Here is a 25,519-nt window from a genome sequence, read left to right on the forward strand (position 1 = left end):
AAGATTAACCAAGGTTTCCTACCACATTGATTTGTTTGTTTTCTGGGATTTCGTTGTAAGACAATACTGCCAGCCCTTGTGTAAATGTGCGAGCGTAACGCGCTAGAAGAGGGCGCAGCTGTGGCATAACGAGAAGGATCGGAGGTAGCCCCTGTTGTTTAAGCTGTTGTCTAATCAATGGCAAGTTTTGTTGGAACTGACCAAGAATGTTTGGCTCAATTGGGAAGCTATCTAGTGTTACCGTACCAGAAGATTGTGCTTGTTGCAGTGAAGTTAGTAGCATTTGTTCTAACTCATCAGACAGTGCGTAGACATTTAATTCGTTCTTTTGTCCTGCAATTAAGTTAACAAGCGTACGCTTTAGTGCACAGCGTACATCAGATGCAAGTAGGATCGGGTCCTTTGTATTTTCCGCGGATTCCAACATTGTGTTGGCAATCGTGCGAATATCTTTTAGTGGCACTTGGTCCAATAAAAGCTGGCGATATACTTTCAGCTGCTGTGCTGGATTAAGTGCTGCTGCTAATGCTTCTGCTAGTTTCGGGGCTTGTTGTGTCAAACGCTGGGTTATTGCTTCCACATCGTCGTGCGTAAACAATTCTGCAAGGTTTGTCTTCATGATTTTACTAATATGAGTGGCAATAACAGTGCCATCATCGACAACTTGGTAACCCATATTAAGTGCTTTTGCTTTATCTTGATGCTCAATCCACACAGCTGGCAACTGATAAGCAGGATCGCTACCCAAAATGCCATCTACCTCACCGTAAGTTTCGCCAACCGCTATCGCCATTAAACGCTCTGGTTCAATAAAACCTTGCTCAATGACTTCGCCATTTAGAGAAATTGTGTATTGGTTTGGCTTGAGGCTCAGATTGTCACGAATACGAACTTCAGGTAATAAAAAGCCAACTTGTTCAGAAAGGTTTCGACGCACACCGCGAATTCGTTGTGATAAAGGTGCCCCTTGTTCTTTGTTGACTAGATGGACGAGTCGGTAACCAAGCGCAAGTGATAATGTTTGGACGTGAGGAATATCATCCCATGTCAGCGGTGTATCATCGTCTTGCATCGCTTGTGAAAGTGCTTCGACCTCTTCAATCTGGGAGTCTTGCACTGGCTTCTTGGTTTGACGCCACCCTGCGAACGCTAATGCGCCAGAAAACGCAAAAAAGGCTAGGTGTGGCATACCCGGTACCATACCGATTACCGCCATAATACCTGCGACAGTAAATAGCGTTGCAGGAGTTGCCAGTAATTGCTTTTGCATGGTTTCCGACATGCCATTATCGCTATCATTAATTCGCGTAACGATAATCGCGGCAGCCGTTGCCAATAGTAGTGAAGGAATTTGAGCAACTAGACCATCACCGATTGTGAGTAGGGCATAAGTTTTAAAGGCGTCAGACGCAGCGAGTCCATGCTCGAAGACACCAATACTAATACCACCAATGATATTGATAAACAGAATCAACAGACCTGCGATGGCATCGCCACGCACAAACTTTGATGCACCATCCATCGAACCATGAAAATCGGCTTCGTTGGCGACTTCTTTACGGCGTAAGCGAGCCGTTTCCTGATCGATAAGGCCAGCGTTTAAGTCGGCATCAATTGCCATTTGTTTGCCTGGTAAAGCATCCAACGTAAAGCGGGCTGAAACCTCAGAAATACGTTCACCACCTTTGGTGATTACGACGAAGTTGATGATCATCAAGATGACGAACACCACCATACCAACGACGTAGTTACCGCCAATGACGACTTCACCGAATGCTTGAATGACCTTACCCGCTGCGTCACCACCATTATGTCCTTCTAGGAGTACAATTCGCGTAGAAGCCACGTTCAATGTGAGACGTAATAATGTTGCGACCAGCAAAATAGTTGGAAAAACAGAGAAATCTAATGGTCGCTTTGCGGTTGTGCTGACCAGCAATACTAGGATTGCTAAGACGATATTAAAGGTAAACAGCGCATCCAGTAGCAGAGGAGGCAAAGGAAGAATCACCATTGCTAATATCATTAGCAAGACGATTGGAATGCCAACGTAGCCTTTGGTTGATGTTTGAAGTTGTTTTAACCGGTTAAGCATACTTTCGTGTCCTTGGATAAACGCGGGTTAATCAGTGCTGCAAATGTTTTGGAATCGAAAAATGAGGTAAAGGAATTGGCTCTTTTCCCTCACCTTTACGAAAGGCTTTCAATTGCAAAACGTAAGTAAGAATATGTGCCACTGCGATGTACAGTTGGCTTGGGATTGCTTGTTCAATCGCCGTCGTGTGATAAATCGAACGGGTAAGTGGCGGGGAGTTAATGATTTCCACTTTGTTTTCTCGGGCGATACGTTGAATGTGCATAGCGGTTTCGTCTACACCTTTTGCGACGACAAAGGGCGCGTCAGAAAGTGAAGGCTCGTATTTCAGTGCGACTGCATAGTGCGTTGGGTTAGTGATGATCACGTCAGCCGTCGGCACCATTTTATCGATCTTACGGCGCGCAAACTGTTGCTGTATTTGACGAATACGTTGCTTTACTTCCGGACGACCTTCATTATTTTTAAATTCCTCTTTCAATTCTTGTTTCGTCATGCGGAGTTCTTTTAGGTGTTCCCAACGCTGATAAGGAATGTCGATAACCCCAAATAACAACAAGGCGAAGCCCATTAAGAGTAAGCCTTCAAACAGAATTGACATTACTAGAGAAAAACCTTGGCTGAGCGGGAGATTTTGCATGCCAAGTAATGGCTGTAAGTGGTTGTCTAAATAGCCATATAAGATGCCGAATATCACGGCTACTTTGAACGTTGACTTTAAGAGCTCAACCACTGAGCGGGTCGAAAAAATGCGCTTTATCCCGCTCAAAGGATTAATTTTGCTGAGCTTTGGCATTACGTTCGCGGGACGGAACATCCAGCCGCCTAGCACAAGGCTACTACCACAGGTCACGATAATAATGACGGTAAACAATGGTAATAGCATGTCTATGATGACCGCTAAACTTTGTCCCAATTGCTCGACAAGTTGTTTAGGATTTTCTAGGTCGGCTCGCGTCAGCATCATGTTGTAGCGAAAGATACCCGACATGCTTTCCCAAATACTATTAAGCTGAGAGTAAAAGTAGAGCGCCACCGCTAGAAATATCACCGCAGTAGTAAACTCTTTCGCGCGAGGAATTTGTCCTTCCTGGCGGGCTTTCTTTACCTTCTGCGGTGAGGCTTTTTCAGTTTTGTCTTGAGAAGATTGATCGCTCATGCTCCCCCCAACATAAAGTTACTCAAGTGTCTAATGGTGTCGTGAACGAGCGCCGTGTAGCGACCAGGAACACCAGAAACTGAGATTAATACGCTGAATAGACCCAGCAGCATCGTCATAGGAAAACCTAACGCATAGACATTAAGTGATGGTGCGGCTCGGTTCATTACACCAAAACTGATGTTGGCTAGAAGCATGGAAACAATAGCGGGCAAAGCCAAAGCTAGTGAAGAGGCAAACATCCAACCGAAAATATTGACAACACCTTGCAGAGAAAGCGATGTGATACCAGATCCGACTGGCCAAACAACAAAGCTTTGAATCACGATATCTATGACGAGTAAGTGTCCTTCTAGCGCGAGGAACAACAAGGTTGAGAAAATCAGAAATATGCGTCCCAAAATGGCGACAGAAAGCCCGTTAATAGGATCATTCATCATCGCCATACCTAAGCCCATTTGCAGAGAAATCACCTGGCCAAGCATGGTGAAAACGTTAAAGAGCATGTGCAAAATTAACCCAAACATTACTCCCCAAATAGCTTGCTCAAAAGCAAGGAACAGGGAAGTCATAGAGAATAACTCGACTTGTGGCATGGGTGGCATTAACGGTCCAGTAATGACAACGATCGAGAGGGCCAGTAAAGTACGAACCCAAACAGGAATAATCGCATCACCAAAGAAAGGCATTGAAATAAATACGGCTCCCACACGAAAAAACGGCCACCAGAGTTGACCGAGTATCGCCGAGAGCTCTGCAAATGTGATGGCCATTAGCCAATCATCCCTGGTATGTTGTGGAACAAGAAATCAAACAGTTCCATGATCTTACGTAGCATCCAGTGACCTGCAAAAATCACCATTAATAAGGTAACGAGCAAACGTGGCAAAAAGCTGAGTGTTTGCTCGTTGATTTGTGTGGCAGCCTGAAATACGGCGATACACAAACCGACAATTAAGCCTGGAACAACCAATACGGCAACCATCAAAATGATCAGCCATACTGCATCGGAAAATAACGTTACGGTTAGTTCTGGGGTCATAACTGCTCCTAGTTAACCGAAGCTGGCAGATAAGGTGCCAACTGTCATTGCCCAACCATCCACGAGTACAAATACCACCAACTTAAAGGGAAGTGAGACAATCAAAGGTGATAGCATCATCATACCCATTGCCATCAGGACACTGGCGACAACCAAGTCGATGACCAAAAACGGGATGAAAAGCATAAAACCAATTTGGAAGGCGGTTTTCAGTTCACTAATGACAAATGCAGGCAAGACAACGGCAAATGAAATATCCTCAACGTTTTGGTCGAGAGGCTCATTGGCAATACGTAACATTTGTTCAAGAGAGCTTTGGTGCGTCTGTGCCAACATGAACTCTCTCACTGGTTTCTCTGCAACAGAAAAAGCCTGTATTAGCGTGATTTCGCCGTTGTCGTATGGCTGAAACGCATTTTCATAAATATCGCTCCAGACAGGGCGCATAATCAGTAACGTCAATGCGAGAGCGATCCCGACCAACACTCTGTTAGGTGGGCTTTGTTGAAGACCAAGAGCTTGGCGCAAAATCGCAAGGACAACGACAATTCGAGTAAAGCTCGTCGCCATCAAAATAAATGCTGGAAGAAAACTGAGCGCCGTCATCAACAACAGAATTTGCAGTTTAACGCTGTATTCTTGTTGTGTGTCGCCATCAGAAACGGACAAGATAGTTAAGCCGTTGTCAGCCGCCATTGTTGGGAAAGCAAACAAAAGTGACACCAATACCAAAAGAGGTAACCAACGGTGCCAAGCGCTCAGATTTTTCATTGTGATGCCTACCTAAGATTATTGACCAACGCCACTCAATGCAGAGTCATGTACATCGATCAGACGAAGTCCATACTTATCATTGACAACGACAACTTCAGCGTGGCCCATAAGAGAACCGTTTACTTTCACGTCTAAAGGCTCGCCATTGAGCTTTTCCAACTCGATAACCGTGCCTTCACCCGCTTTCATTAAGTCCCCAAGTGGGATCTCCTTACTCGCAACTTCCAGCGTGACTGTGACAGGAATGCTTTTGAAAAAGCTAAGGTCACGTTCCGCAGTGGCTGGTTCTTGTTGGAGCGTATCTTCGGCTTCAAAGTCTTCTAATTGAAAATCATCAAAGTTCAGTTCTTCTGCGTCGAATGCATTAGTTTCTAGCGCTTCGCTCATCGCTGCGGTTCCTTATCAGGGTTAAAGATCAAAACAAGTTGGCCGTCTTGCTCGGCAATACGACCTGTAAATAGAGATTGGTTGCCAATGCTTACTGGAACCGTGTTAAGAAGCTCAATAGGTAAAATATCGTTGGGTTGTAAGCCAACCACATCACTTAAAGGCATCTTCTTTTTACTTAGAACAACGTTCAGTCGAACGGGGGTCGTCTCTAAAGAACGACAGAAAGGTTGAAACAAATCGGTATCAGGCTGCAGTTCAAGCTGCTCGATTAGCGTTTGAATAAGATGACCATCTAGCTTGAGATGAATTGAGCCTTGATGATCGTCAAACGCAATGTTTAATTGAACGTTAATGCCAATACCTCTAGGGGTCTCATACTCACCCGTGTCCCACATTTCACCAGGAGCAAGCCAACCGATGATGATTCGACTGATGCGCTCTTGTAAACGTAAGTCACTGGCCGTCAGAGTAGCGGCTGAGCGCTCTGCACTTGCACCATAAAATCTATCAGCCAACTTTATTAGCGTGTGGGGGTTACCATGGATGAATACCATGCCGCCTTCCTGATGTTGATAGGTCGACGTTTGCTCTTTGTCCATCTCAACCGATGTAAAGCGGTGCAAGTCTACTGAGGTTAAGCTAGCTTCCACTTTTCCTGTGCTGAGCCAATTTTGTAATTCAGTCGTAAGATTTGAGCAAGATTCTGAAATTAAATTATCGAGCTTCTCACGAATGATATGAATAGGTTTGCCTAATAATTCTACATCAAGTAGTTGACTATCAGAAATAGGCTCGCTAACTCTATTTTCCATTTATATTTTACCGTGCGTTAACAATCGAAAGTGTTTTAACTTAATGGCGTGTAGTCTACACAGAAATTTTAATGATCTTTTAGCTCCAAACTCTAAGATTGTGACTTTAGTTCACATGTTGCTTTGTTCATATAGTCATAATCTTTTAATGAAATTTAAAAAGAGTTAGTTTTCTTTATAAATCGCTTAATAAATAAAATAACAATGTTGAGCGTTTTAGTTGTTATAGATTTTTTAAATTGCCTTTATGGCGTAACAACAACTTCAAATAAATAAATTATAAGATACTGTTTTTTATGCTTAAAGCTTCCGTTGGAGGCTAAGCGTGCTCTCTTGAGCGTTTTGTAACCAATTTTAATATTCAGAATAGGTAATTAAAATGATTAGCTATGCCAGTTCTCTCGGCTTGGTGGCATATTTAATTAAACGGTTTAAGTCATGGGAATGTAAGATATACATGAATCATGTCCGTTTGATAATTTGTAACACAATTATTGTTATCAGTTTTATTTTTTCAAAAGTGTCATATTCAGAAGAAGTCTTAACAATCCCTATGGACCTCTCTAAATGGACATATGAGGGAAATAAATTCAAATGCAACTTGTTGCAATCAAATAAAGACTATGGGAAGTTTTATTTCCTAGCGGAACCTAATAATAAATTCTATTTTATTTCCGATATAGAATATGAAAACAATAAATGGAAAACGATTGCTTTAACAACTCAAAATGCTCCTTGGGGTGATGAGCTTTATAGAAAAGAATTTGGTTCCCTTGAATTTACTAAGCCGTCTCAGCGTTTCATCTTTAATAAAGGCGCTGAAGAATTCATGGATTCAATTGCTTCGGGTAGTTGGGTGACGCTGTCACTTAAAGGAAGTAATGCTTCCTCTGTTTCAGAGATTGTGATTCCTACTCTTCAAATTCAAAACGCATTGAAATCATTTAATGCGTGTCGCGCGCGATTGCCTAAATTGTCTTTTTCAGAGGCAAGGGATATGGCGCTCTCATTTGAGTTTGGTCAGAAGACGTTAAGTCGTGGACAGAAAGCAACACTAGAAGCGCTGTATAGCTATGTATCTGTGGATGATCGAGTGACCAAAATCCTCATCGACGGTCACACCGATAACGTTGGTTCAAGTTTAACGAACCTTTCTGTGTCACGTACTCGAGCAGAGCAAGTCACCAATGCTTTGATTGAGCTTGGGGTCGACGAGTCGATGATCGAAACACGAGCTCATGGTTCACGTTACCCAATTGCCAGCAATAACTCGGTTAATGGCCAAGCAAAAAACCGACGTGTCACCCTGCGTTTAGTGAGGGACAACGAGTATACGGCTACGAAACACCACCCAGATCTACAATCACAAAATCAACAAACGAAAGTTAAGGTTCAATGATGACGAAAACGAAAATTTTGTTGGTTGAGCCAAATGAAGCTCTTGCTCAACCAGTATTGGATGTGTTGCAAAATGCAGGTTACACCGCGAAACACACTCGTACTGGTCGAGGCGCTTTGCTTGAAGAGCGAGCAGAAATCACTTTAGTGAGCTCTACGCTGCCGGATATGTGTGTTCGTGAGTTTGTCGCGTGTCACCAAAAGCAGCGAAATTCGGGTGTTGTTATTGCGATTGTCGACCAAGAACAAGGCATCTTGGCTGCTGAGACGATGAAAGCGGGCGCTACTGATTATCTATTACGCCCGTTTGAATCTAATCAGTTGGTTAATCTGCTTAAACGTGTTGAAGCGTTAGGTAAGCCAATGGCCAACATTGTTGCGGAGTCTTGGAGAAGCAAACAAGTTCTGCAATTGGCGCATCGTGCAGCATGTACTAACGCGAGTGTGCTTATTACAGGTGAATCGGGAACGGGTAAAGAAGTGCTGGCGCGATATGTGCATGAGCACTCTCCGCGTATCAATGGTCCATTTGTGGCGGTTAACTGTGCCGCCATTCCAGAGTCAATGTTAGAGGCTGTGCTATTCGGTCATGTAAAAGGCGCGTTCACCGGAGCGACAAATTCTCAAAGCGGTAAGTTTGAAGAAGCAAATGGCGGGACGATTCTGCTTGACGAGATTGGTGAAATGTCACCTGCGGTTCAAGCGAAATTGTTACGCGTCCTTCAAGAGCGTGAAGTAGAACGTGTTGGTAGCCATAAAGCCGTTCAGCTCGATATTCGTGTTATTGCGGCAACCAACAAAGACTTACGTGAGGAAGTTCAAAAAGGCACGTTCCGTGAAGATCTTTATTATCGATTAGATGTGCTGCCTCTGCACTGGCCGCCTTTGCGTGAAAGAAAAGAGGACATTCTACCAATTAGCCAATTCTTTATTGAAAAGTATCAAGATAGCAGCCGCTGTCACCTATCCCAAGATGCGATTAGTGCGCTGAGTCAGTATCACTGGCCGGGCAATATTCGTGAGTTGGAAAATGTCATTCAACGCGCTTTGGTCATGCGTCATGGTGATTACATTACAGCCCATGACCTGATGCTGCCTATTGAGCTTGTCGCGTCAGTTCCTACAGCAGAGCCAACTGCAAGTTTTGGTCATGTAGAAGCGAAGAAGCAAGCTGAATATCAGTTTATTTTGGAAAAGTTACGTCAGTTTGGTGGAAACCGAACGAAAACCGCAAACGCGCTTGGAGTCTCTACTCGAGCGCTACGCTACAAGCTCGCAGCAATGCGAGAACATGGTATTGATTTACAGTCGGCACTAGGCTCGGCTGCCTAATAGGAGAAAAAATAGATGGCAAGTCAACCTACTCATGCGGTCTCGGCAGAGCAACTTATGTTGTCAAAAATGCAGGCGATGCAGGCACAAGTGCAGCCGCCAGAGTTTATCGTGAGTGCAAATCCTTTAGATCAACAATCACTAAACGCACCTTTATCGTTCTCACAAGCGATGACAAATGTGTTGGATACAGTGAATCAACATCAATCAGTGGCTAGTCAAAAAATGACGGCCGTAGAAACAGGAAAAAGTGATGACCTAGTTGGTGCAATGGTCGCGAGCCAAAAAGCCAGCTTGTCCTTTAATGCTTTGATGCAAGTGCGCAACAAAGTCGTGACCTCATTTGAAGATATTATGAAGATGCCGGTGTAATTCATGTCAGAACTAACCCCCCAAGTCGCCGGAAACACAGCTATGGCTACCGGCACAGCACAGACATTTTCTACTGCCAACGGCATGGACGATGTGACAACGAAGCTGAAGCAAATCTGGTCTAGCAGTCAGAGAAACTTAGTGCTATCTGCGGTGTTAGCTGCGATTGTTGCAGCGATTATTGTGGTTGCACTATGGAGTTCCTCGCAGAGCTTTCGTCCGCTATATAGTCAACAAGAGCGTTTTGATATCGGCGAAATTGTGTCGGTATTAGAAAGCGAAGGCGTAAGCTACCGCATGCAAGAGCAAAATGGACAAGTTCTTGTACCAGAAGGTGAGGTTGCGAAGGTACGCATGTTGCTTGCATCAAAAGGTGTTAAAGCTAAGCTGCCGACAGGTTTGGATTCGCTCAAGGAAGATAGCTCTCTTGGTACGAGCCAATTTATGGAAACAGCGCGTTATCGTCATGGTTTAGAAGGTGAGTTAGTACGTACTATCATGTCTTTGAACTCAGTAGCGAACGCGCGTGTTCATTTAGCAATACCTCGTCAAACTCTATTCGTCCGCCAAAACAGTGAGAATCCTTCAGCATCTGTCATGCTTGAGCTCAAACCTGGTGAAGACTTAAAGCCTGAACAAGTTGAAGCGATCATTAACCTAGTGGTCGGCAGTGTCACGGCAATGAAGCCAGAATTTGTTTCTGTCATTGACCAGTATGGCCGTCTTCTTAGTGCGGATGTCGCTTCTGCGGAAGCCGGTAAAGTAAACGCGAAATATCTTGAATACCAGAAGAGTGTTGAAAAACAGATCATCCAACGCGCAGCAGATATGCTTACGCCGATTGTGGGGCCGAGTAACTTCCGAGTACAAGTCGCTGCCGATCTGGACTTTAGCCAAGTTGAAGAAACACAAGAAATTTTGGATAACGCACCGGTTGTGCGTAATGAGCACACCATTCATAACAACTCGGTTGATCAAATTGCGTTGGGTGTTCCTGGTTCTCTAAGTAACCAACCGCCAGTGACAGGATCTGGTGAAGTGGAAACGAACGATAGCCAAAACACGAATGCGCGATCTGAAGTGAATCGTCAATATGCTGTAGGGAGCAGTGTTCGTCGTACTCAATACCAACAAGGCCAAATAGAAAAGCTTAGTGTCTCGGTTCTGTTGAACTCCAAAGCTTCGCCAGATGGTGTGGCGTGGAGTGAAGCCGATAAAGAGCAAATCTCAAACATGATCATGGATGCTGTTGGTATCTCTGCCACACGAGGTGACAGCTTAAGTTTAATGAGTTTCAACTTCACCCCAATCGAAATTGATGCTCCTCCTGCACTGCCGTGGTGGCAAGACCCTACAGTACAGCAGCCAATACGCTACGTTATTGGTGGCTTGTTAGGCTTGGCGATGATCTTCTTCGTACTGCGTCCATTAATCATGCACCTAACTGGCGTTGATAAACCTGTGCCTGAGCTAAATTTTGCTGAGCCTCAGGAAGAACCTGACTACGAAAACTTGCAAACGCGTGAAGAACGCGAGCATGAAGAAGTACTTGATCGCCGCCTATCTGAAAAAGGCATCTCAGCCTCTTCAGGTTTAGATGTAAACAGCGACATGCTACCACCAGCAGGTTCGCCATTAGAAATTCAATTGAAACACCTACAGCTTATTGCTAATGAAGAGCCAGAGCGCGTAGCCGAAATACTGAAACAATGGGTAAACATCAATGAACACAGTTCTATCAAAGCAGACGCTTAGTTATGTTGAACAAACCGCGCTCGTGCTATTAGGCATGGGCGAGGATGCCGCAGCGAAGGTTTTGCAACACTTTAGCCGTGATGAAACCCAGCGTGTGACTCGTGCAATGGCGAAGTTAAATGGCATTAAGAGCGATTCTGCTCGTGGTGTTATTCAAACTTTCTTTGAAGATTTTCGTGAGCACAGCGGTATTCGAGGAGCCTCTAAGGAATACCTATCTAATACATTGCGTAAAGCATTGGGTAACGATTTGGCAAAAGGGTTATTGAATACCTTATATGGCGATGAAATTCGCAACAATATGCAGCGCTTACAGTGGGTGGAAGCAGAAACTCTCGCTCGTTTCATTGTGAACGAGCACCCACAAATGCAAGCAATTTTTCTAGCGTATTTGCCAGCAGACAGCTCTTCAGCGGTATTGAAGCACTTGCCACAAGATTACCATGACGAAATCTTGTTCCGTATTGCTCAATTGCAAGATATCGATCATCAAGTTGCTGTTGATTTGCATGAACTCGTTGAGCGTTGCATCGAAAAAGTATCCGCAAGTCAAAGCACGCCGTTATCAGGTGTTAAGCAAGCTGCAGATATCATTAACCGCTTTGAAGGTGACCGTGGTTCATTGATGGAAATGCTGAAGTTGCATGATGAAGATGTTGTTAATGCAATCGAAGAAAACATGTTCGACTTTATGGTTCTTGGCCGACAACGCGAAGAAACCATGGACATGTTGGTGCAGCAAATCCCGCTAGAGTTGTGGGCAGTCGCGCTAAAAGGTTCCGATATTACCTTACAGCAAGCTATTAAGCGTTCAATGCCGCAACGTATGGTGAAAGCGCTAGAAGATGACATGGACGCACGCGGCGCTGTTGCGTTAAGTCGAGTTCAAAAAGCACGTCAAGACATCATGCAAATGGTACGTGAGCTAGATGAATCTGGTGAAGTTCAGCTGCTTCTCTATGAAGAGCCAACGGTGGAGTAAGGTCATGCTAGAGACAAAATCAAGTACTATGCGATTGCCTCCGAGCGGGTATCGTTTACACCGTTTTCCTCCTTTAGCGCAACCTAAGACTATCGAAGACGAATTCGGGCTAGATAACCAAGGCTGGCAAGAACCTCAAATAGATATCCAACAGCAACTTGAAGAAGGTTTTCAACAAGGTTTGCAACAAGGACATGAGGAAGGCTTACGCCAAGGTATCGAACAGGGCAAGCAACAAGGTCTGTTGGAAGGCCAAAAAGAAGGTTTCCAAAAAGGCTTTGTTTCCGGTGAGCAGTCTGGAAAGCAAGGCTTTTTGGAGGCGGCGAAGCCTGTCAATGAACTTTTTTACGCCCTTTCTCGTTGGCAAGATGAAAAAGAACAGCAACAACGCCATATGATTTGTGAACTGGTACAAAAGGTAGCTCAGCAAGTGATTCGTGCCGAGCTCACTTTAATGCCTCAGCAGATCCTAGCTTTGGTGGACGAGACATTGTCTGCCATGCCTGGTAAAGCGGAAACAGTAACTGTGCATTTAAATCCGCAAGATTTAGAGCGCATTACTCACATCAATGCTGATTTGCCGCAATCTTGGAAACTGGTCCCTAATACGGAGCTTCCTATTGGTGGCTGTCAGTTAGTGACTGATGACGCAGAAGCGGATGCGAGCTGCGACTCTCGTTTGGAAGCCTGTATGGACAATGTAAAGCAACACCTTTTGGATGAAGTCAGTATTCCACAGGTAGAGTCTGAGCATGAGTAATACCCTAAGCCATGAACTATTAAGTGAGCGTTTGAGCGAAGCCTTGGCTTCGCTTGATTCAATCCCTGTTGCTCGCGTAACAGGGCGATTGATAAAAGTAAACGGTTTAATGTTACAAGCCGTAGGGTGTCGGTTTAAGCTTGAGCAGCGTTGTCTCGTAGAAACCGCGGAAGGCGATATGATCGAAGCGCAAGTTGTGGGCTTTGAACACACTATTGCTTACCTCATGCCTATCCGCCGTTTAGGCGGTCTGTTTGCAGGTGCAAAAGTCATCCCTCTTGATGGTGACAGTACCGTGCAGCTAAGCTCTCAGTGGTTAGGACGCGTACTGAATGGTTTAGGTGAGCCGTTAGATGACGGGGCACCGCTTAAGGGGGGAGAGCGAGTTTCACTTGAACCAAAACCGATTAACCCACTGAAGCGACGCCCAGTTGATACACCACTCAACGTAGGCGTGCGTGCGATTAATGGACTATTAACGGTAGGCAAAGGCCAACGTATTGGTTTGATGGCTGGCAGTGGCGTCGGTAAAAGTGTGTTAATGGGGATGATCACCAAAAACACGGAGGCCGATGTAATTGTGGTCGGGCTTATCGGTGAGCGAGGCAGAGAAGTACGTGAGTTTATCGAGAGAAACTTAACCCCAGAAGCGCGCAAGAAAGCGATCATTATCGCGGCTCCTGCTGATGAATCCCCGCTAATGAGGTTAAGAGCGACACTACTTTGTCATCGCGTTTCAGAGTATTTCCGAGACCAAGGCAAAGACGTTCTACTTCTGATGGACTCTCTAACCCGATACGCCATGGCACAGCGCGAAATCGCTCTTTCGCTCGGAGAGCCTCCAGCTTCTCGTGGTTATCCGCCCTCAGTCTTCAGCGTGTTACCTCAACTCCTAGAGCGAGCGGGTAACAGTGAAAATCAACATGGTAGCTTAACGGCAATTTATACCGTATTGGCAGAAGGGGACGACCAACAAGATCCTGTCGTGGATTCCGCGCGCGCCATCTTAGATGGGCATGTCGTTTTATCGCGTCAACTGGCTGAGCAAGGGCATTATCCCGCGATAGATATCAACGCGTCTATTAGCCGTTGTATGAATACTTGTACGCAGGACGCACACAGCACGATTGCGAATAACTTCCGTCAAATGTACTCCAACTACCTTCAGGTTAAAGAGTTACTGCCATTAGGGGGTTATCAACCAGGACAAGATCCTGAGTTAGATCAATCTGTTGCTATGTATCCAAATTTGCGTGCATATCTACAACAAGCTGCCAACGAGTCTGTAGATTACCCAACCAGTTTGACCGAGCTCGCGCAGCTTTTTCAAAGTGCTTAATCAAATGGGAGTGACAAGGCTGAAATGAAATCCAAGTTAAAAGCCGTAGGCAAGTTACAGCAAATGGAAGAAAAACAGCGTGACCGTGTGGGTCAACAACTTGATGCCATGCGTCAGCGTCACTCCCATCTTTCAATGCAATTGGAACAGTTGTCGGCGTTGAAAGGCCACGCTGGACAATCAACCCGAACCGGCCCGACGCTGACGAGCGCGGCTTTGATGAACTTTAATCGTGTTGACCAAATGCTACAAAGAATGCTTCGTCACCACGAGCAAGAGCAAGCCGTTATGCAAGCGGAATGTGCATCTGTACAGAAAACGCTAGAACACAAGCACGCACGCGTTCAAGGGTTAGAAAAAGTGCTTGATCGTTGGCGTACTAAGCAGAACTATGAAAAAGCGAAAAAAGAGCAAAAGATGATTGAAGACATCATTAACTCTCGCGTTAAGCGTAAGATATTATGATGTCTTGTTGACGCTACTAGGAGCGCGAATAATTTCTGCGGTGTCTTAGCCAACCAAACCAGCCTCCAAGCATGATCAACCCTGCTCCGAGAGCACCGCCGCCACTGCTGCCGTTGTTACCAAAGCCAGATGTGTTGGTATCGACAGGCTCAAAGCCAGAGTCCCCTTCGCTATGATAATCTTCCGAACTTGCTAAGAGGGCGTTATAACTGGTTTTTACACCTGAGCTGGTTTGGGTCTCAATCCATGTTGCATAGTTCAAAATCTCGGTAAACACACTTGGAATCGCAGCGGATTCGCAAACTGAAGAACCGTAGCTCACAATGCCAATTTGCTGATACATGCCATTATTGTCTTGATAGGTGAGAGGACCGCCTGAGTCACCACGACAGATACCAGTGTAGCTTCGTTCAGGAAATCCATTCGCACATAAACTTTCCTGAGCGTTAAACCCTGTTACCAACGAAGCGCATTGGGTGTCGGTAAGGGGTTTTACTTCTGCCCAGCGTAAATAGTTAGGGGGGCTTTCATCATTGGTTGAGGTCTGACCTAAACCGAATATCTGATAAACTGACTTGCTGCTGTAGTCTCCAAAGTCTTGCGGTAAAGTGATGGATTGGACGTTATCGGTGATAGGTCTAGTCAATTCAAGGACAGCGATGTCATTAATCCATAAATCGCTAGGCACATAATCAGGATGAATCGTGATAGAGCGAACATCTTTGAATTCTTCAACAAACACGTCATTCATCGTAGGGTTTTTGACTAACACTCGTAGGTCGTTGATTGTCCAGCCGTCAGTAAAAACGCTTGGTTCTACGCAGTGAGCCGCAGTTAAAATGAAGCGGTCGTTTACAATGGTTCCCCCACAAATATTGGCAAACTGATTAGCGCCAGTTTTATGTAGAATAAGACGTGCAAAAAAAGGAAGTTGGTTTTGGGTAGCCTGCTGACCCCCAATAATTGCCGTGGAGATCCCTTGTTCTGAAAGGCGGTTATCATTTTCTACTTCAGCGGTCGTACTCAAAGATACTGCAAAACAGAGTGCGCTTAGCCATATTTGATACTGCTTCATAAACCATCCTTGGATGAAAAGTGCTCTTCTAACTTTATACTAGTTTTTCAGTGAATGTGCTTAACAAAAGTTTCTAATAGTTGAATGATTGTTGTAGCCAAGATCGCAACAGATGAAACGATTCAAGCTTTAGCTTGTGTGGCGGGCATACAAAGTAAAGCTGTTGATGAGGATTAATGACGGGTTCACCCAGCTCGATTAGCTGACCATATTTGATGTCATCCTTCACAAACAAGCGATGAGTGACCAATAACCCCAAACGACGAGTTGTGGCCTGGACGGCTTGTATCGACATGTTAAAAGTGATTGGTTTTTTATTTTTAGGTCGCTGGATACCCGTCGCGTCCAGCCACACGTTCCAGTCATTTTTTCTTCGTTCGTTAGTAACTTCAATGATGGGATACTGCTTTAAGAGTTGAGTGATGTTTGAGTCCTTTGTCTTCGCTATCAATTCAGGACTGCACACCAAAACCAGTTCATCTTCACTGAGCTTTTCGCAGTAGTAATCCTGCCATTCTTCGGGATTTCCATGCACCAAAGCCGCGTCGATACCTTCTTGTTCTAAATTGAATCTGCCAGACAGGTTTGATAAACGAACGTCTAATTGAGGAGCAAACCCTTGTAAATCTGACATTCGAGGAATCCACCAGTGAAGAGCCAATGAATTCACCATATTGAGCGTAACACGTTGCAAATTCTGATCTTGGATGAGTGCTTCCGTTGCATCGACAATTTGCTCTAAAGCGGGTGCCACCTTTCTGTAATACTTTTTACCGTCCGCATTGAGTTGAACTTGTCTGCCTATGCGATCAAACAGAGGCTTGTTGACTTGACTCTCCAGCGATTTAATTGCCTGACTTACGGCTGAGTGGCTCACACTTAATATCTGTGCTGCTTCTGTCATGCTGCCAGACTCAGCTACTGCAACAAATGCGTAGATGGACTTTAAGGGGACTAGTTTCCGCATAATTTAAAAACCGTAGCTGGTGATAGATAAGTTAAACTGTAAGTTTTTCTTACATCAATGGTTAATATTACTCGCTATTTACGATAAGTGATGTCTTTTAAAATGCTCCATATATTAAGGAGTATTGAATGAATGCTGTAAATAAATCTATCCTTTTCATGTTGATGTCTACGTTAAGCTTATCTGTTACTGGACTGTTAGCAAAGCAGTTGTCAGGCGAACTTTCCGTCACACTATTTAGCTTCTTACGTTTTTTGGTGCCTGCGTTTATCTTGCTTATCTTACTTCGTGTGAAAAACCTTACCTTTCCTAAAGCGGGCACGCTAAAGCCTATTTTATTGCGTGCTCTTTGTATCGGTTTGTCACAACTTTGCTTTATCGCGTCATTACAAACGTTAACGCTCGTTGAGGGGGTCGTTTTGTTTGCTACTGGCCCATTATTTATTCCCTTGGTCGAAAAGCTGTTCATGAGGGGGCGCATTCGTGTTTCAACATTGGCGGCTTTAGCAATGGCGTTCACTGGTGTGGTTATGTTGGCGGGCGGTGGAAGTGGGATTACATGGCGAGCGGATTTATTGCTCGGCTTGGCTGGTGGACTCTTCAATTCTGGTTCTCAGCTTACGTTATATAAAGTGAGTAAAACAAATATGTCGCCGCTAGAAATCAACTTTTGGGCGTTTGGTTTTGCTGCCGTATTTCTGTTGCCGCTAACTTTGTTTAATGACTTCGACGCGTTACTTAATATGAGTGTTATGGCGCCTGAGATTTCTTCAAATACGCTGTGGATCGGTATGATGTCTCTGATGATCATTAACACCCAAGTTTTTCGCTCCAAAGCATATAAACTGGCAAGCAGTGGCTCTCAACTTGCGCCACTCATTTTTACTAACTTATTGTTCACTGCGGTTTGGCAGAGCCTGTTTTTTGAAGACCGAATGAGTCAAAGTCAAATTGTTGGGATGAGTTTAATAGTGCTCGCAATCATACTGAACACATGTTGGGTTCGCTTTACGGCGCATCGCAGTGGCGGTTTACAAGCGAGAACTTCTTAGTCTGTCGGAAAATGAAGGGGGCAGGTAGATAAATTGGTCGTGTGGTTTGATTTTTCTTGAGTATGGGCTAGCGTCAAGAAAGGTTCAGGGAGAGAAATCATGCTTACGCTAAATTATTACGTCGAAATTTCGGCGACACCGCAACGAGTGTGGGAAGTGCTAACCGATGTTGAGTTGTATAAACGTTGGGCACAAGTCTTTTCACCGCAGTCTCAATTTGAAGGAGCTTGGGAAGAAGGAGGTGGCATCACTTTTTTTGATCCAGATATGGGCGGGACAAGGGCAATCATAGATACGGTGCTACCCCTTCAAAAACTTGAATTTCATCATGTTGCCATTTTTAATCCGGATAATCGTCAACAACTAGATGCTGACCTAGCATCTAGGTGGATCGGATCGCGAGAGATCTACCAGATCGATACCAACAACGATCGTTTACTACTCAATGTTACCATTCATACTCACAATGACTTTGTTTCCATGTTTAATCACGGATGGGAAAAAGCCTTACCCTTGATAAAAGCCATTAGTGAAGAGCAAGCTTAGGGTTCTTGCTTATCTTGGGCTGACGATGCGTTGCCGGAAGGTATACAATAGCACGCAAGATAGCGCACCTAAGAGAGTGGATGATGGAATTTAAAGTTGATACCCATACACATACGTACGCCAGTGGTCACGCGTACAGTACCTTGATTGAAAATGCAAAGTTGGCAAAAGAGAACGGGCTGGATATGTTCTGCACGACCGATCACGCAGAATCAATGCCGGGTGCGCCTCATTACTGGTTCTTCTCTAACCAGAAAATTCTGCCTCGCTTTCTTGAAGGCGTTGCGATTATTCGCGGCGTTGAATCTAACATTATGAATACCGAAGGCGACATTGATATTCCACTGAGTGTGGACCGCAACTTAGATTGGGTGATCGCGAGTTTTCATGAACCCGTTTTTCGTCCAGCAAACAAGCAAACTCACACGGAAGCACTTGTTAATGTCATTCAGAGTGGCCGTATTGATGCGCTTGGTCATCTTGGTAATCCAAATTTCGACTTTGATTTTCAGACCGTTTTAGCGTGCGCGAAAGAGCACAATGTCGCGATTGAAATTAATAACACCACGCTGAAAGGCAACAGCCGAGTAGGCAGCGTAGACCGTTGCCACGAGATTGCACAAATCGGGAAAGATCTCGGTGTTTTCTTCACCACGGGCAGTGACGCGCATTTCTGTCACGATGTTGGTAATCTGGAGTTGGTTGGAGAGTTAATGGACAAAGTGGGTATTGATAGCAAGAAAGTGATTACTCACACCGCTCAGCAGTTTTTGTCTTTCTTAGCTTTGAGAGGCCGTAAACCAATTGCAGAATATGACAGCATTCTCAACGCATAAACTTGATTACATTTAAGGTATGCACCCGACGCCAGATTGCTTTACACTGCGACCCGGAAATACTCAACTAAGCTAGTTTTTCGCCTTTTATGGCGTAGGTTATTTGGGTGAATAAAGCCGACACAGAATTCGGCACTATAAATGGAGAAGTGAAAAATGTTACGTCCTTTAGTCCTAGGGTGTGCGATTGCGTTTGGCTCAACATACGCAATGGCAGAAGCGGTTGATTTAAAACAAAACATGAAACAGATGAAGATGGAATTCAAACAGGCGGCAGAAGCATCTGATGTCGAAACCATGAAATCTGCGATTGATAGCTTGCAAGCGATTGTTGAACAATCTAAGCGTGGTAATTACCCACCAGAGAAGTTTGATACTTACTTAGAAGGCTTTAACAAGCTGACGGTAACGCTAGATAAGATTGAAGCGGATCTTGATGCGGGCAAGCTACAAGAAGCAAAAGCTCAACTGCGTGAAATCGATAGTCTTCGTGAAGAGTACCACGACAAGCGCAATCCAAGCATTTGGAGCAAGTTGTTCGGCTAATTATCTACTGAGCGGAGCATTTGCTCGTGGCAGTGGGTTACGCGTTATCTCTAAGTAATGAATGAACACATTATCAGCCTGCCATTTCGGCGGGCTTTTTGGGGCCTGTCAATCGAGGTATTCAAGAAAACCTGTGAGGTAGCAGCCACTTATTGATCCTGTTTTTGAGCTACCACTCAGAATTGGTTACGCTGTGTGAAATTTGTTAAGTCACCGTTATGCGTAGATTAATTCCTTTTTACCGCTCAATGTTATTTGCTAGTGCTCTCAGTTGGGTGCTAGTGACGCTGATGCCTGTTATCAATGCTCATGGTAACAGCATGGGCGTGTGGGCGACGTTATGTACGCTTAACGGTTTTGAGTTGGTTCAAATAGAAGAGGGCGACAATTCTGTCAGCCACAAAGGTAAGCCTTGTCCTTTTAGCCACTTCTCGACTTTTCATCACGATACACTTCCAACGACACCAATACTCTCAAGACTGAGCTTGGTGATTTCTGACAGCTATGCTTATTTGGCTCTAAGTGTGCGATTTGAAACACCAGTTCCTCGAGCGCCGCCAGTTTCCTTTTTCTCATAACAAAAACAATAACAAGTAAAGTCACATAGCACTGCCACTTCGAGCAGTGGTACTCCCAAATCTAAGTCAAATAGCGCCGCATACGAATGCGTATGTGCAGGATGTGTTTGGCTGAATTTGGGTGTTCAACAATGAAAAAAGGAAAATACACATGTTGAGAAACTCGGCAAAGCCTCAACTCAAGGAAGCCTCACGCGCAAAATCCATCTACTTTATGACGTGGCGATGGCACTTCTACGCAGGTTTGTTCGTCATTCCATTTATGCTGATGCTTTCCCTCACGGGATTGGTGATGTTGTTTGATGACGAAATCGAACTGGCTCGATACGAAGCGACATTACAAGTTTCACCACAAGAGCAAATGGTTCCTGTCTCTGCACAATTAGAAACCGTAAAGCAGGCGTATCCCGATTTTAATGTCACTCAATTTGTACCTGCTAAAACGGCAGATATTGCCAACCGATTCTCGATTCAAAACCAAGAAGGCAGCTCGCTGATTGTTGCAGTAAATCCTTACACAGGAGACGTACAAGGCACCATTAATCGTGGTGATAGCATCTATGAACTGATGAACAGTATTCACGGTACGCTGCTCATTGGCGACTTAGGCGACCGTTTAATTGAAATCGCCGCAAGTCTGGGGATTTTGCTGTTGGTGTCTGGTTTGTACCTTTGGTTACCGAGAGACAACGCCAGCCGCGCCGGCTTTTTGAAAATTCGCCTTAACAATGGCCCTCGAATTTTGATGCGTGACCTGCATGCGAATTTAGGTGGCGTGCTGTCGATTGTATTGTTGTTCTTTTTGATTTCAGGTTTGTCGTGGGCAGGGATCTGGGGGGCGAAAATGGTACAAGCTTGGAATACCTTCCCAACCTATTACACATGGGGTGAGAAACCGGAATCTACACTGACACACAAAGATCTTAACCATGGCGCTTCAGAAGAGATGCCATGGAACTTAGAGCTTGCTGCTGTGCCAGAGTCGAAAGACAAACCCGCTCATGATCATGCCAATATGAAGGAAGAGATGGCATACGCAGGCAATAATGATGTGCTCTCTATTGATGATATCATCCTCAAGGCTGAAATGATGGGCTTCACTGGTTATAAGCTGTTTTTGCCGCGCTCTGAGACGGGCGTTTACACCGTTGCAGCTAACTCTATGGGTGGCGATATTTCCGACCCAAGACAAGATCGCACCAGCCACTTTGACCAATATTCCGGTCGCTTGTTGGTGGATGTCACATGGCAAGATTACAGTTTGTTTGCCAAGTTCATGGCGGCAGGTGTGTCATTGCATCAAGGTGATGTCAGTGTGCTTAACAAAGTGCTCAACGTAGTGTTCTGTTTGGCGTTCATCTTAATCTCAATCACAGGTGTGGTGATGTGGTGGATTCGTAGACCAAGTCGCAGTGCCGCATTGGGCGCACCACCTAAGTTTCAGCAAGACGGTATTTGGAAGCTTGGTTTAGTAACGTTGGTAGTATTGTGTCTGGCGTTCCCGATGGGCGGTTTGGCGATTGTTACGGTTCTCGCACTGGATTGGTTGTTGTTTAACCGCGTCGAGAAGCTGAAAACGGCGTTGAATTAGTAACAGACAAAGAATGGAATAGTTAAAGAGCCAGCGACGTGCTGGCTCTTTTTATTTCTGGTAAATCTCCAGTGGCAAGCCATCTGGGTCTTGGAAGAAGGTAAAGGCTTTGCCTGTGAATTCATCAATACGAATTGGCTCAACTTCAACGTCATTCGATTCTAGGTAGGCTTTCACCTGTTCAACATCATCGACCAAAAAAGCGAGATGCCGTAGCCCTTGCGCTTCAGGAAAGCTCGGTCTCTCTGGTGCGCCCGGAAAGCTAAACAGTTCAACTTGACTGCCGTCAGGTAAAGCGAGGTCAAGCTTGTATGAGTCTCTGGCTTCGCGATAGTTCTCAGCAATGACTTTCAATCCCAACACTTCAGTGTAAAAGCGTTTTGACCTTGAGTAATCGTTGCAAATGATCGCGACGTGATGAATGGCATTAAACATGGTTAGTGTCCTCGGAGACTAAATGTTCCTTAACGAAGTCGATAAATACGCGCAGGCGAGCAGGCATGTATTTGGTTTGCGCATACTGCATCGCGATAGCGCCGTGGTAGTTACTCTTGATCATCCAATCCGGCAGAACCTCCACCACTTCCCCTTGCTCTAACGCGTCTTTGATCACGAAATCATGGAAGATCCCAATTCCCAAGCCAGACTTAACCCCGTTCAAGCGCATTTGAGAATGGTTGACGGCGTAGCGCCCACTCACGGCAATCGAATGAAAGGCTTCCTCTTTAAAGAATGACCAGATGTTGTCTTTGTCGTTCTCGGCAAGGTAAATGCAGTCGTGTTGCTCAAGCTCGGTTGGGTGCTCAGGCATACCGTGTTTGGTGAGGTAATCTGGAGAGGCACATAAAACGAGATTGGTCTTGCTGATCTCTTTAAGTACCAGATTCTCATCGGGTTTGTCGGTGAGCTTAAACGCGACATCAATACCTTGGCGGAAAAGATCGATCTCACCATCTGCTGCACGCAGCTTAAGCTGAATATTTGGATAACGTTCTAGGAATGGCAACACAAACGGTTGAAGCACCGAATTAAGAAATGCTTCAGGGGCTGCTACTGTGAGTGCGCCTGTTGGCTCGGCATGATCTTCCGCAGATAGCTCAACGGCTTGCTGCGCGGCATTCACCATTGCGATGCTTTGGTCGTAAACCTTTTGCCCAGCTTGAGTGATGATCAACTTACGAGTCGTGCGCTCAAACAGTTTGACCGAGAGGGCTTGTTCCAACCGTGTGATCAACTTACTTAAAGCCGATGGCGTTACGCCGAGTTGTTTAGCAGCAGCGGTAAAACTGCCTTCGTTTACCACCAAGATAAACGAAGCAAGATCAGGAAGTAGGGCAATGAGTTTTGGATTAACCATAATTGTTCAGTTCTGCGCAGCGGAATAACGATATTGTCTGGTACGGTTTCACGAGGTTCAAGTGTCACCGTCTCGCTTTAACGATATTTTGCCAAAAATGCATTGAGTGCAGGCAAGCCAGATTCACCTGTATGGTATTGCTGCCAACAGTGATAAATGGCCGTTTCGTGGTCTGCAATTAACTCGATAGCTTCTCGCTCAGCGATTGAATACTGCTGTAAAGCTTTTACTTCTTCATGCCACTCTCGATACTTGATTTCATAAGGCTCCACCCATTTTAGAAGAGTCGCCACCAACTCTTGCCATGGTAAACCAATCCACTTAGTTGCATCTGCCAAGCCTTTATCCAGCATCTCTTGGTGTCGACTTTCGATATCCATGCCATTTGTTAGCAGTACAGGTTTGAGCTTTTCTGCGGTTAGCTCTTCCACTTCAATCAAGGTTTGCCACAGCGTTTGTTGCTCACTTTGGGCGTAATGGCTCAAGTAGTGGTTGAAAAAAGCGATGCCGTAGATTTCGCCATAGTAGGCAGACAGAACGTTATGAATCATGGTGAGAATCGTGATTTAAACAGAGAATACCGCATTGTAGGAGGGGAAAGCGTGAAGTGTAAACACCTGATTAAGAGTAAAAAAGTGCTGCTGACAGAATTCGAACAGAACTTGTGAGAATTTTATGAGAATTCGATGAAGTTGCTGATAGATTTGCTCGTCATTCTTAGAGGCAAGAACGCAAAACGTTCGAAACGTAATGCTTAACCTACTCAAGTCACGAACAAAGAAGTAAAGCCGTACACATGGGCTTGGGTAGTTCAACCCTCATTAAAGGATGGAATCACAATGAAAAAACGTACCCAACTCGGACTCGTCATGACTTCAGTCGCTATGGCACTAGGCTCTGCATCAGTGAATGCAGCGGAATTGGAAATCACCGTGACAAACGCAACCAAAGGCATCTACTTTACGCCACTTATTGTTGCGGCGCATGGCTCTGATCTTCAAATGTTTAGAACGGGTCAAGCAGCGACGCCAGAACTAGAAGCAATGGCAGAAGGTGGTGATATCTCTGGGCTTGCTAGTGTGATTGGTAACGCTGGTGGTGCGGTGGTTGAGAACCCTGCCGGTGGTATTTTGAATCCGGGTGTTGCAACCACCTTCACCTTGGACAGTGGCGACCACGGATATCTTTCTCTGAGTGCGATGTTGCTGCCAACCAATGACGGTTTCGTCGGTCTGGATAGTTGGAAGATCCCAACGGAAGCGGGTACATACCGAGCAACGCTAAGAAGTTACGATGCCGGTACAGAAGCGAACGATGAACTTGCGTCTAGCATGCCAAACCCACCTTTCATTACCTTTGGCACTGGCGGCACAGGCGTTGAAGCAACGGTAACTAACGACAAAGTTCACGTGCATCCGGGTAACCTTGGTGATAGCGACCCAACTGGCGGCATCAGTGACCTAGACAGCAGCAGCCATCGTTGGTTAAACCCAGTTGCAACCATCACAATCGTTGTGAAGTAAGGGGGATGTATGAAATACAGAATCTTACTAGTAGCAGCTTCAGTCGGCTTGCTCGCCGGTTGCCCAAGCGATGATGATAATGACGTAGTGAAATCGTACCGCTACACCGTCAACGTGGCGAACTTGACTGCGAATCAACCTATGTCTCCGCTCGCGGTACTCACTCACAATGGTGACTACCAACTGTTTGAAATTGGACAAGCGGCATCTGTTGAACTTGAGCACCTTGCCGAAGGCGGCAGTAACGCTGAGCTGATTGAGTTGATGAACAGCAATGACAGTGTTTACCAAGGTATTTCGGGCAATGGATTGGTGTTGCCGGGTGCATCGGACGAAGTCACCATCACGGTTGACCCTAGTCGTTACGGTTACTTGTCTGTGGCGTCTATGTTTGTGAATACCAATGATGCCTTTGTTGGCGAAACGGGGCTATCGCTCAAATCGCTCGCAGTAGGTGAAAGCTACGAAATGAGCATGAACGTTTGGGATTCCGGTACAGAGCTAAACGATGAGCTTGCCGCAACCATCCCAGGCCCAGCAGGTGGCGGTGAGGGTTTCAATGCCGCTCGTAATGACAGCAATGACGTTGTTGCTTTTCATGCGGGAGTAGTTAGCCAAGATGATGGATTAGCAAACTCAGCACTTTCTGCGAACCATCGTTTCCTGAACCCAGGTGCGAAAGTCACCATCACTCGAGTCGAGTAACACAGGCTCCGATGACGTCTCCTTTCCAAAGCGCTTGTAGTCGAGCGCTTTATCCCTCATGGCGTCAT

The 25,519-nt window shown here is 45.3% G+C and carries 28 protein-coding genes; 16 read left to right on the forward strand and 12 right to left on the reverse strand.

Features of this window, described 5'->3' with window-relative positions; all coding sequences use genetic code 11:
- Positions 1-4: 4 nt before the first annotated feature.
- Genes flhA through R8O70_RS00945 form a run of 7 tightly spaced genes read right to left on the reverse strand, consistent with a single transcriptional unit; the run spans position 5 to position 6,272 of the window.
- Positions 5-2,095, reverse strand: coding sequence for a flagellar biosynthesis protein FlhA (flhA, locus tag R8O70_RS00915; RefSeq protein WP_005386867.1), 2,091 nt, complete (start codon positions 2,093-2,095; stop codon positions 5-7).
- 31 nt (positions 2,096-2,126) lie between these two features.
- Positions 2,127-3,254: a flagellar biosynthesis protein FlhB gene (gene flhB / locus R8O70_RS00920; protein WP_005375025.1), complete on the reverse strand. Its 1,128-nt coding sequence runs from the start codon at positions 3,252-3,254 to the stop codon at positions 2,127-2,129.
- On the reverse strand, positions 3,251-4,027 hold the full coding sequence (gene fliR, locus R8O70_RS00925) for a flagellar biosynthetic protein FliR (protein WP_005375027.1): 777 nt from the start codon (positions 4,025-4,027) through the stop codon (positions 3,251-3,253). The genes flhB and fliR overlap by 4 nt, the downstream gene beginning before the upstream one ends.
- Positions 4,027-4,296: a flagellar biosynthesis protein FliQ gene (fliQ, locus tag R8O70_RS00930; protein WP_005375036.1), complete on the reverse strand. Its 270-nt coding sequence runs from the start codon at positions 4,294-4,296 to the stop codon at positions 4,027-4,029. The genes fliR and fliQ overlap by 1 nt, the downstream gene beginning before the upstream one ends.
- 12 nt (positions 4,297-4,308) lie before the next feature.
- Entirely contained in the window at positions 4,309-5,067 is a 759-nt protein-coding gene (gene fliP / locus R8O70_RS00935; protein ID WP_005375037.1) for a flagellar type III secretion system pore protein FliP, read from the reverse strand.
- A gap of 18 nt (positions 5,068-5,085) precedes the next feature.
- Positions 5,086-5,457, reverse strand: a complete 372-nt coding sequence (gene fliN / locus R8O70_RS00940) for a flagellar motor switch protein FliN (protein WP_005375038.1) — start codon at positions 5,455-5,457, stop codon at positions 5,086-5,088.
- Positions 5,454-6,272 carry a FliM/FliN family flagellar motor switch protein gene (locus tag R8O70_RS00945; RefSeq protein WP_005375039.1) on the reverse strand — a complete coding sequence of 273 codons (819 nt, stop codon included), beginning with the start codon at positions 6,270-6,272 and terminating at the stop codon, positions 5,454-5,456. The genes fliN and R8O70_RS00945 overlap by 4 nt, the downstream gene beginning before the upstream one ends.
- 379 nt (positions 6,273-6,651) lie before the next feature.
- On the opposite strand from R8O70_RS00945, the gene R8O70_RS00950 reads away from it, so the two are divergent.
- The 8 genes from R8O70_RS00950 to fliJ are packed head-to-tail and all read left to right on the forward strand — an operon-like array spanning position 6,652 to position 14,675.
- Complete coding sequence (locus tag R8O70_RS00950; RefSeq protein ID WP_021707593.1) at positions 6,652-7,671, forward strand: OmpA family protein; 1,020 nt, start codon at positions 6,652-6,654, stop codon at positions 7,669-7,671.
- Positions 7,671-9,002, forward strand: a complete 1,332-nt coding sequence (locus R8O70_RS00955) for a sigma-54 interaction domain-containing protein (protein WP_017820535.1) — start codon at positions 7,671-7,673, stop codon at positions 9,000-9,002. The genes R8O70_RS00950 and R8O70_RS00955 overlap by 1 nt, the downstream gene beginning before the upstream one ends.
- 15 nt (positions 9,003-9,017) lie before the next feature.
- Positions 9,018-9,374 (forward strand): flagellar hook-basal body complex protein FliE, encoded by a 357-nt coding sequence (fliE, locus tag R8O70_RS00960; protein WP_005375045.1) that lies wholly within the window; start codon positions 9,018-9,020, stop codon positions 9,372-9,374.
- 3 nt (positions 9,375-9,377) lie between these two features.
- Positions 9,378-11,129 carry a flagellar basal-body MS-ring/collar protein FliF gene (gene fliF / locus R8O70_RS00965; RefSeq protein WP_005384024.1) on the forward strand — a complete coding sequence of 584 codons (1,752 nt, stop codon included), beginning with the start codon at positions 9,378-9,380 and terminating at the stop codon, positions 11,127-11,129.
- The gene (locus tag R8O70_RS00970; RefSeq protein WP_005375048.1) at positions 11,098-12,111 is read left to right on the forward strand and encodes a flagellar motor switch protein FliG; all 1,014 of its coding nucleotides are present in this window, start codon (positions 11,098-11,100) and stop codon (positions 12,109-12,111) included. The genes fliF and R8O70_RS00970 overlap by 32 nt, the downstream gene beginning before the upstream one ends.
- A 4-nt stretch (positions 12,112-12,115) precedes the next feature.
- On the forward strand, positions 12,116-12,871 hold the full coding sequence (gene fliH, locus R8O70_RS00975) for a flagellar assembly protein FliH (protein ID WP_258644607.1): 756 nt from the start codon (positions 12,116-12,118) through the stop codon (positions 12,869-12,871).
- A complete protein-coding gene (fliI, locus tag R8O70_RS00980; RefSeq protein WP_053350026.1) occupies positions 12,864-14,210 on the forward strand; it encodes a flagellar protein export ATPase FliI in 1,347 nt (448 codons plus the stop codon). Before fliH ends, fliI begins: the two co-directional genes overlap by 8 nt.
- Before the next feature lie 24 nt (positions 14,211-14,234).
- Positions 14,235-14,675 carry a flagellar export protein FliJ gene (fliJ, locus tag R8O70_RS00985; protein ID WP_017820533.1) on the forward strand — a complete coding sequence of 147 codons (441 nt, stop codon included), beginning with the start codon at positions 14,235-14,237 and terminating at the stop codon, positions 14,673-14,675.
- A 16-nt stretch (positions 14,676-14,691) separates the two neighbouring features.
- Here the strand turns inward: fliJ and R8O70_RS00990 are convergent, their stop codons facing one another.
- Positions 14,692-15,750 carry a S1 family peptidase gene (locus tag R8O70_RS00990; protein WP_258644605.1) on the reverse strand — a complete coding sequence of 353 codons (1,059 nt, stop codon included), beginning with the start codon at positions 15,748-15,750 and terminating at the stop codon, positions 14,692-14,694.
- A 73-nt stretch (positions 15,751-15,823) separates the two neighbouring features.
- Positions 15,824-16,717, reverse strand: a complete 894-nt coding sequence (locus R8O70_RS00995; RefSeq protein ID WP_033906699.1) for a LysR substrate-binding domain-containing protein — start codon at positions 16,715-16,717, stop codon at positions 15,824-15,826.
- A gap of 128 nt (positions 16,718-16,845) precedes the next feature.
- Between R8O70_RS00995 and R8O70_RS01000 the strand changes: the two genes are divergently transcribed.
- The 6 genes from R8O70_RS01000 (at position 16,846) to R8O70_RS01025 (ending at position 21,866) form a co-directional block, all read left to right on the forward strand.
- The gene (locus R8O70_RS01000) at positions 16,846-17,769 is read left to right on the forward strand and encodes a DMT family transporter (RefSeq protein ID WP_258644603.1); all 924 of its coding nucleotides are present in this window, start codon (positions 16,846-16,848) and stop codon (positions 17,767-17,769) included.
- Between the two features lie 99 nt (positions 17,770-17,868).
- Positions 17,869-18,315 carry an SRPBCC family protein gene (locus R8O70_RS01005; protein WP_213973106.1) on the forward strand — a complete coding sequence of 149 codons (447 nt, stop codon included), beginning with the start codon at positions 17,869-17,871 and terminating at the stop codon, positions 18,313-18,315.
- An 83-nt stretch (positions 18,316-18,398) separates the two neighbouring features.
- Entirely contained in the window at positions 18,399-19,151 is a 753-nt protein-coding gene (locus tag R8O70_RS01010) for a phosphatase (RefSeq protein ID WP_033906857.1), read from the forward strand.
- 156 nt (positions 19,152-19,307) lie between these two features.
- Positions 19,308-19,697 (forward strand): cytochrome b562, encoded by a 390-nt coding sequence (locus tag R8O70_RS01015; RefSeq protein ID WP_021035869.1) that lies wholly within the window; start codon positions 19,308-19,310, stop codon positions 19,695-19,697.
- Positions 19,698-19,915: 218 nt separating this feature from the next.
- Positions 19,916-20,275: a hypothetical protein gene (locus R8O70_RS01020; protein ID WP_250155488.1), complete on the forward strand. Its 360-nt coding sequence runs from the start codon at positions 19,916-19,918 to the stop codon at positions 20,273-20,275.
- A 151-nt stretch (positions 20,276-20,426) separates the two neighbouring features.
- The gene (locus R8O70_RS01025; RefSeq protein ID WP_318183991.1) at positions 20,427-21,866 is read left to right on the forward strand and encodes a PepSY domain-containing protein; all 1,440 of its coding nucleotides are present in this window, start codon (positions 20,427-20,429) and stop codon (positions 21,864-21,866) included.
- 51 nt (positions 21,867-21,917) lie between these two features.
- Here the strand turns inward: R8O70_RS01025 and R8O70_RS01030 are convergent, their stop codons facing one another.
- The 3 genes from R8O70_RS01030 to R8O70_RS01040 form a co-directional block, all read right to left on the reverse strand.
- Complete coding sequence (locus R8O70_RS01030; RefSeq protein ID WP_318183992.1) at positions 21,918-22,301, reverse strand: VOC family protein; 384 nt, start codon at positions 22,299-22,301, stop codon at positions 21,918-21,920.
- Positions 22,294-23,223 (reverse strand): LysR family transcriptional regulator, encoded by a 930-nt coding sequence (locus tag R8O70_RS01035; RefSeq protein WP_124008081.1) that lies wholly within the window; start codon positions 23,221-23,223, stop codon positions 22,294-22,296. The genes R8O70_RS01030 and R8O70_RS01035 overlap by 8 nt, the downstream gene beginning before the upstream one ends.
- 77 nt (positions 23,224-23,300) lie before the next feature.
- Entirely contained in the window at positions 23,301-23,774 is a 474-nt protein-coding gene (locus R8O70_RS01040; RefSeq protein ID WP_318183993.1) for a hypothetical protein, read from the reverse strand.
- A gap of 288 nt (positions 23,775-24,062) precedes the next feature.
- Between R8O70_RS01040 and R8O70_RS01045 the strand changes: the two genes are divergently transcribed.
- Positions 24,063-24,746, forward strand: a complete 684-nt coding sequence (locus tag R8O70_RS01045; protein WP_005384002.1) for a spondin domain-containing protein — start codon at positions 24,063-24,065, stop codon at positions 24,744-24,746.
- Between the two features lie 9 nt (positions 24,747-24,755).
- Positions 24,756-25,451 carry a spondin domain-containing protein gene (locus R8O70_RS01050; RefSeq protein ID WP_005383999.1) on the forward strand — a complete coding sequence of 232 codons (696 nt, stop codon included), beginning with the start codon at positions 24,756-24,758 and terminating at the stop codon, positions 25,449-25,451.
- Positions 25,452-25,519: the final 68 nt, after the last annotated feature.

It is taken from the genome of Vibrio sp. 779(2023) (assembly GCF_033344285.1).
GTDB lineage: Bacteria > Pseudomonadota > Gammaproteobacteria > Enterobacterales > Vibrionaceae > Vibrio > Vibrio alginolyticus.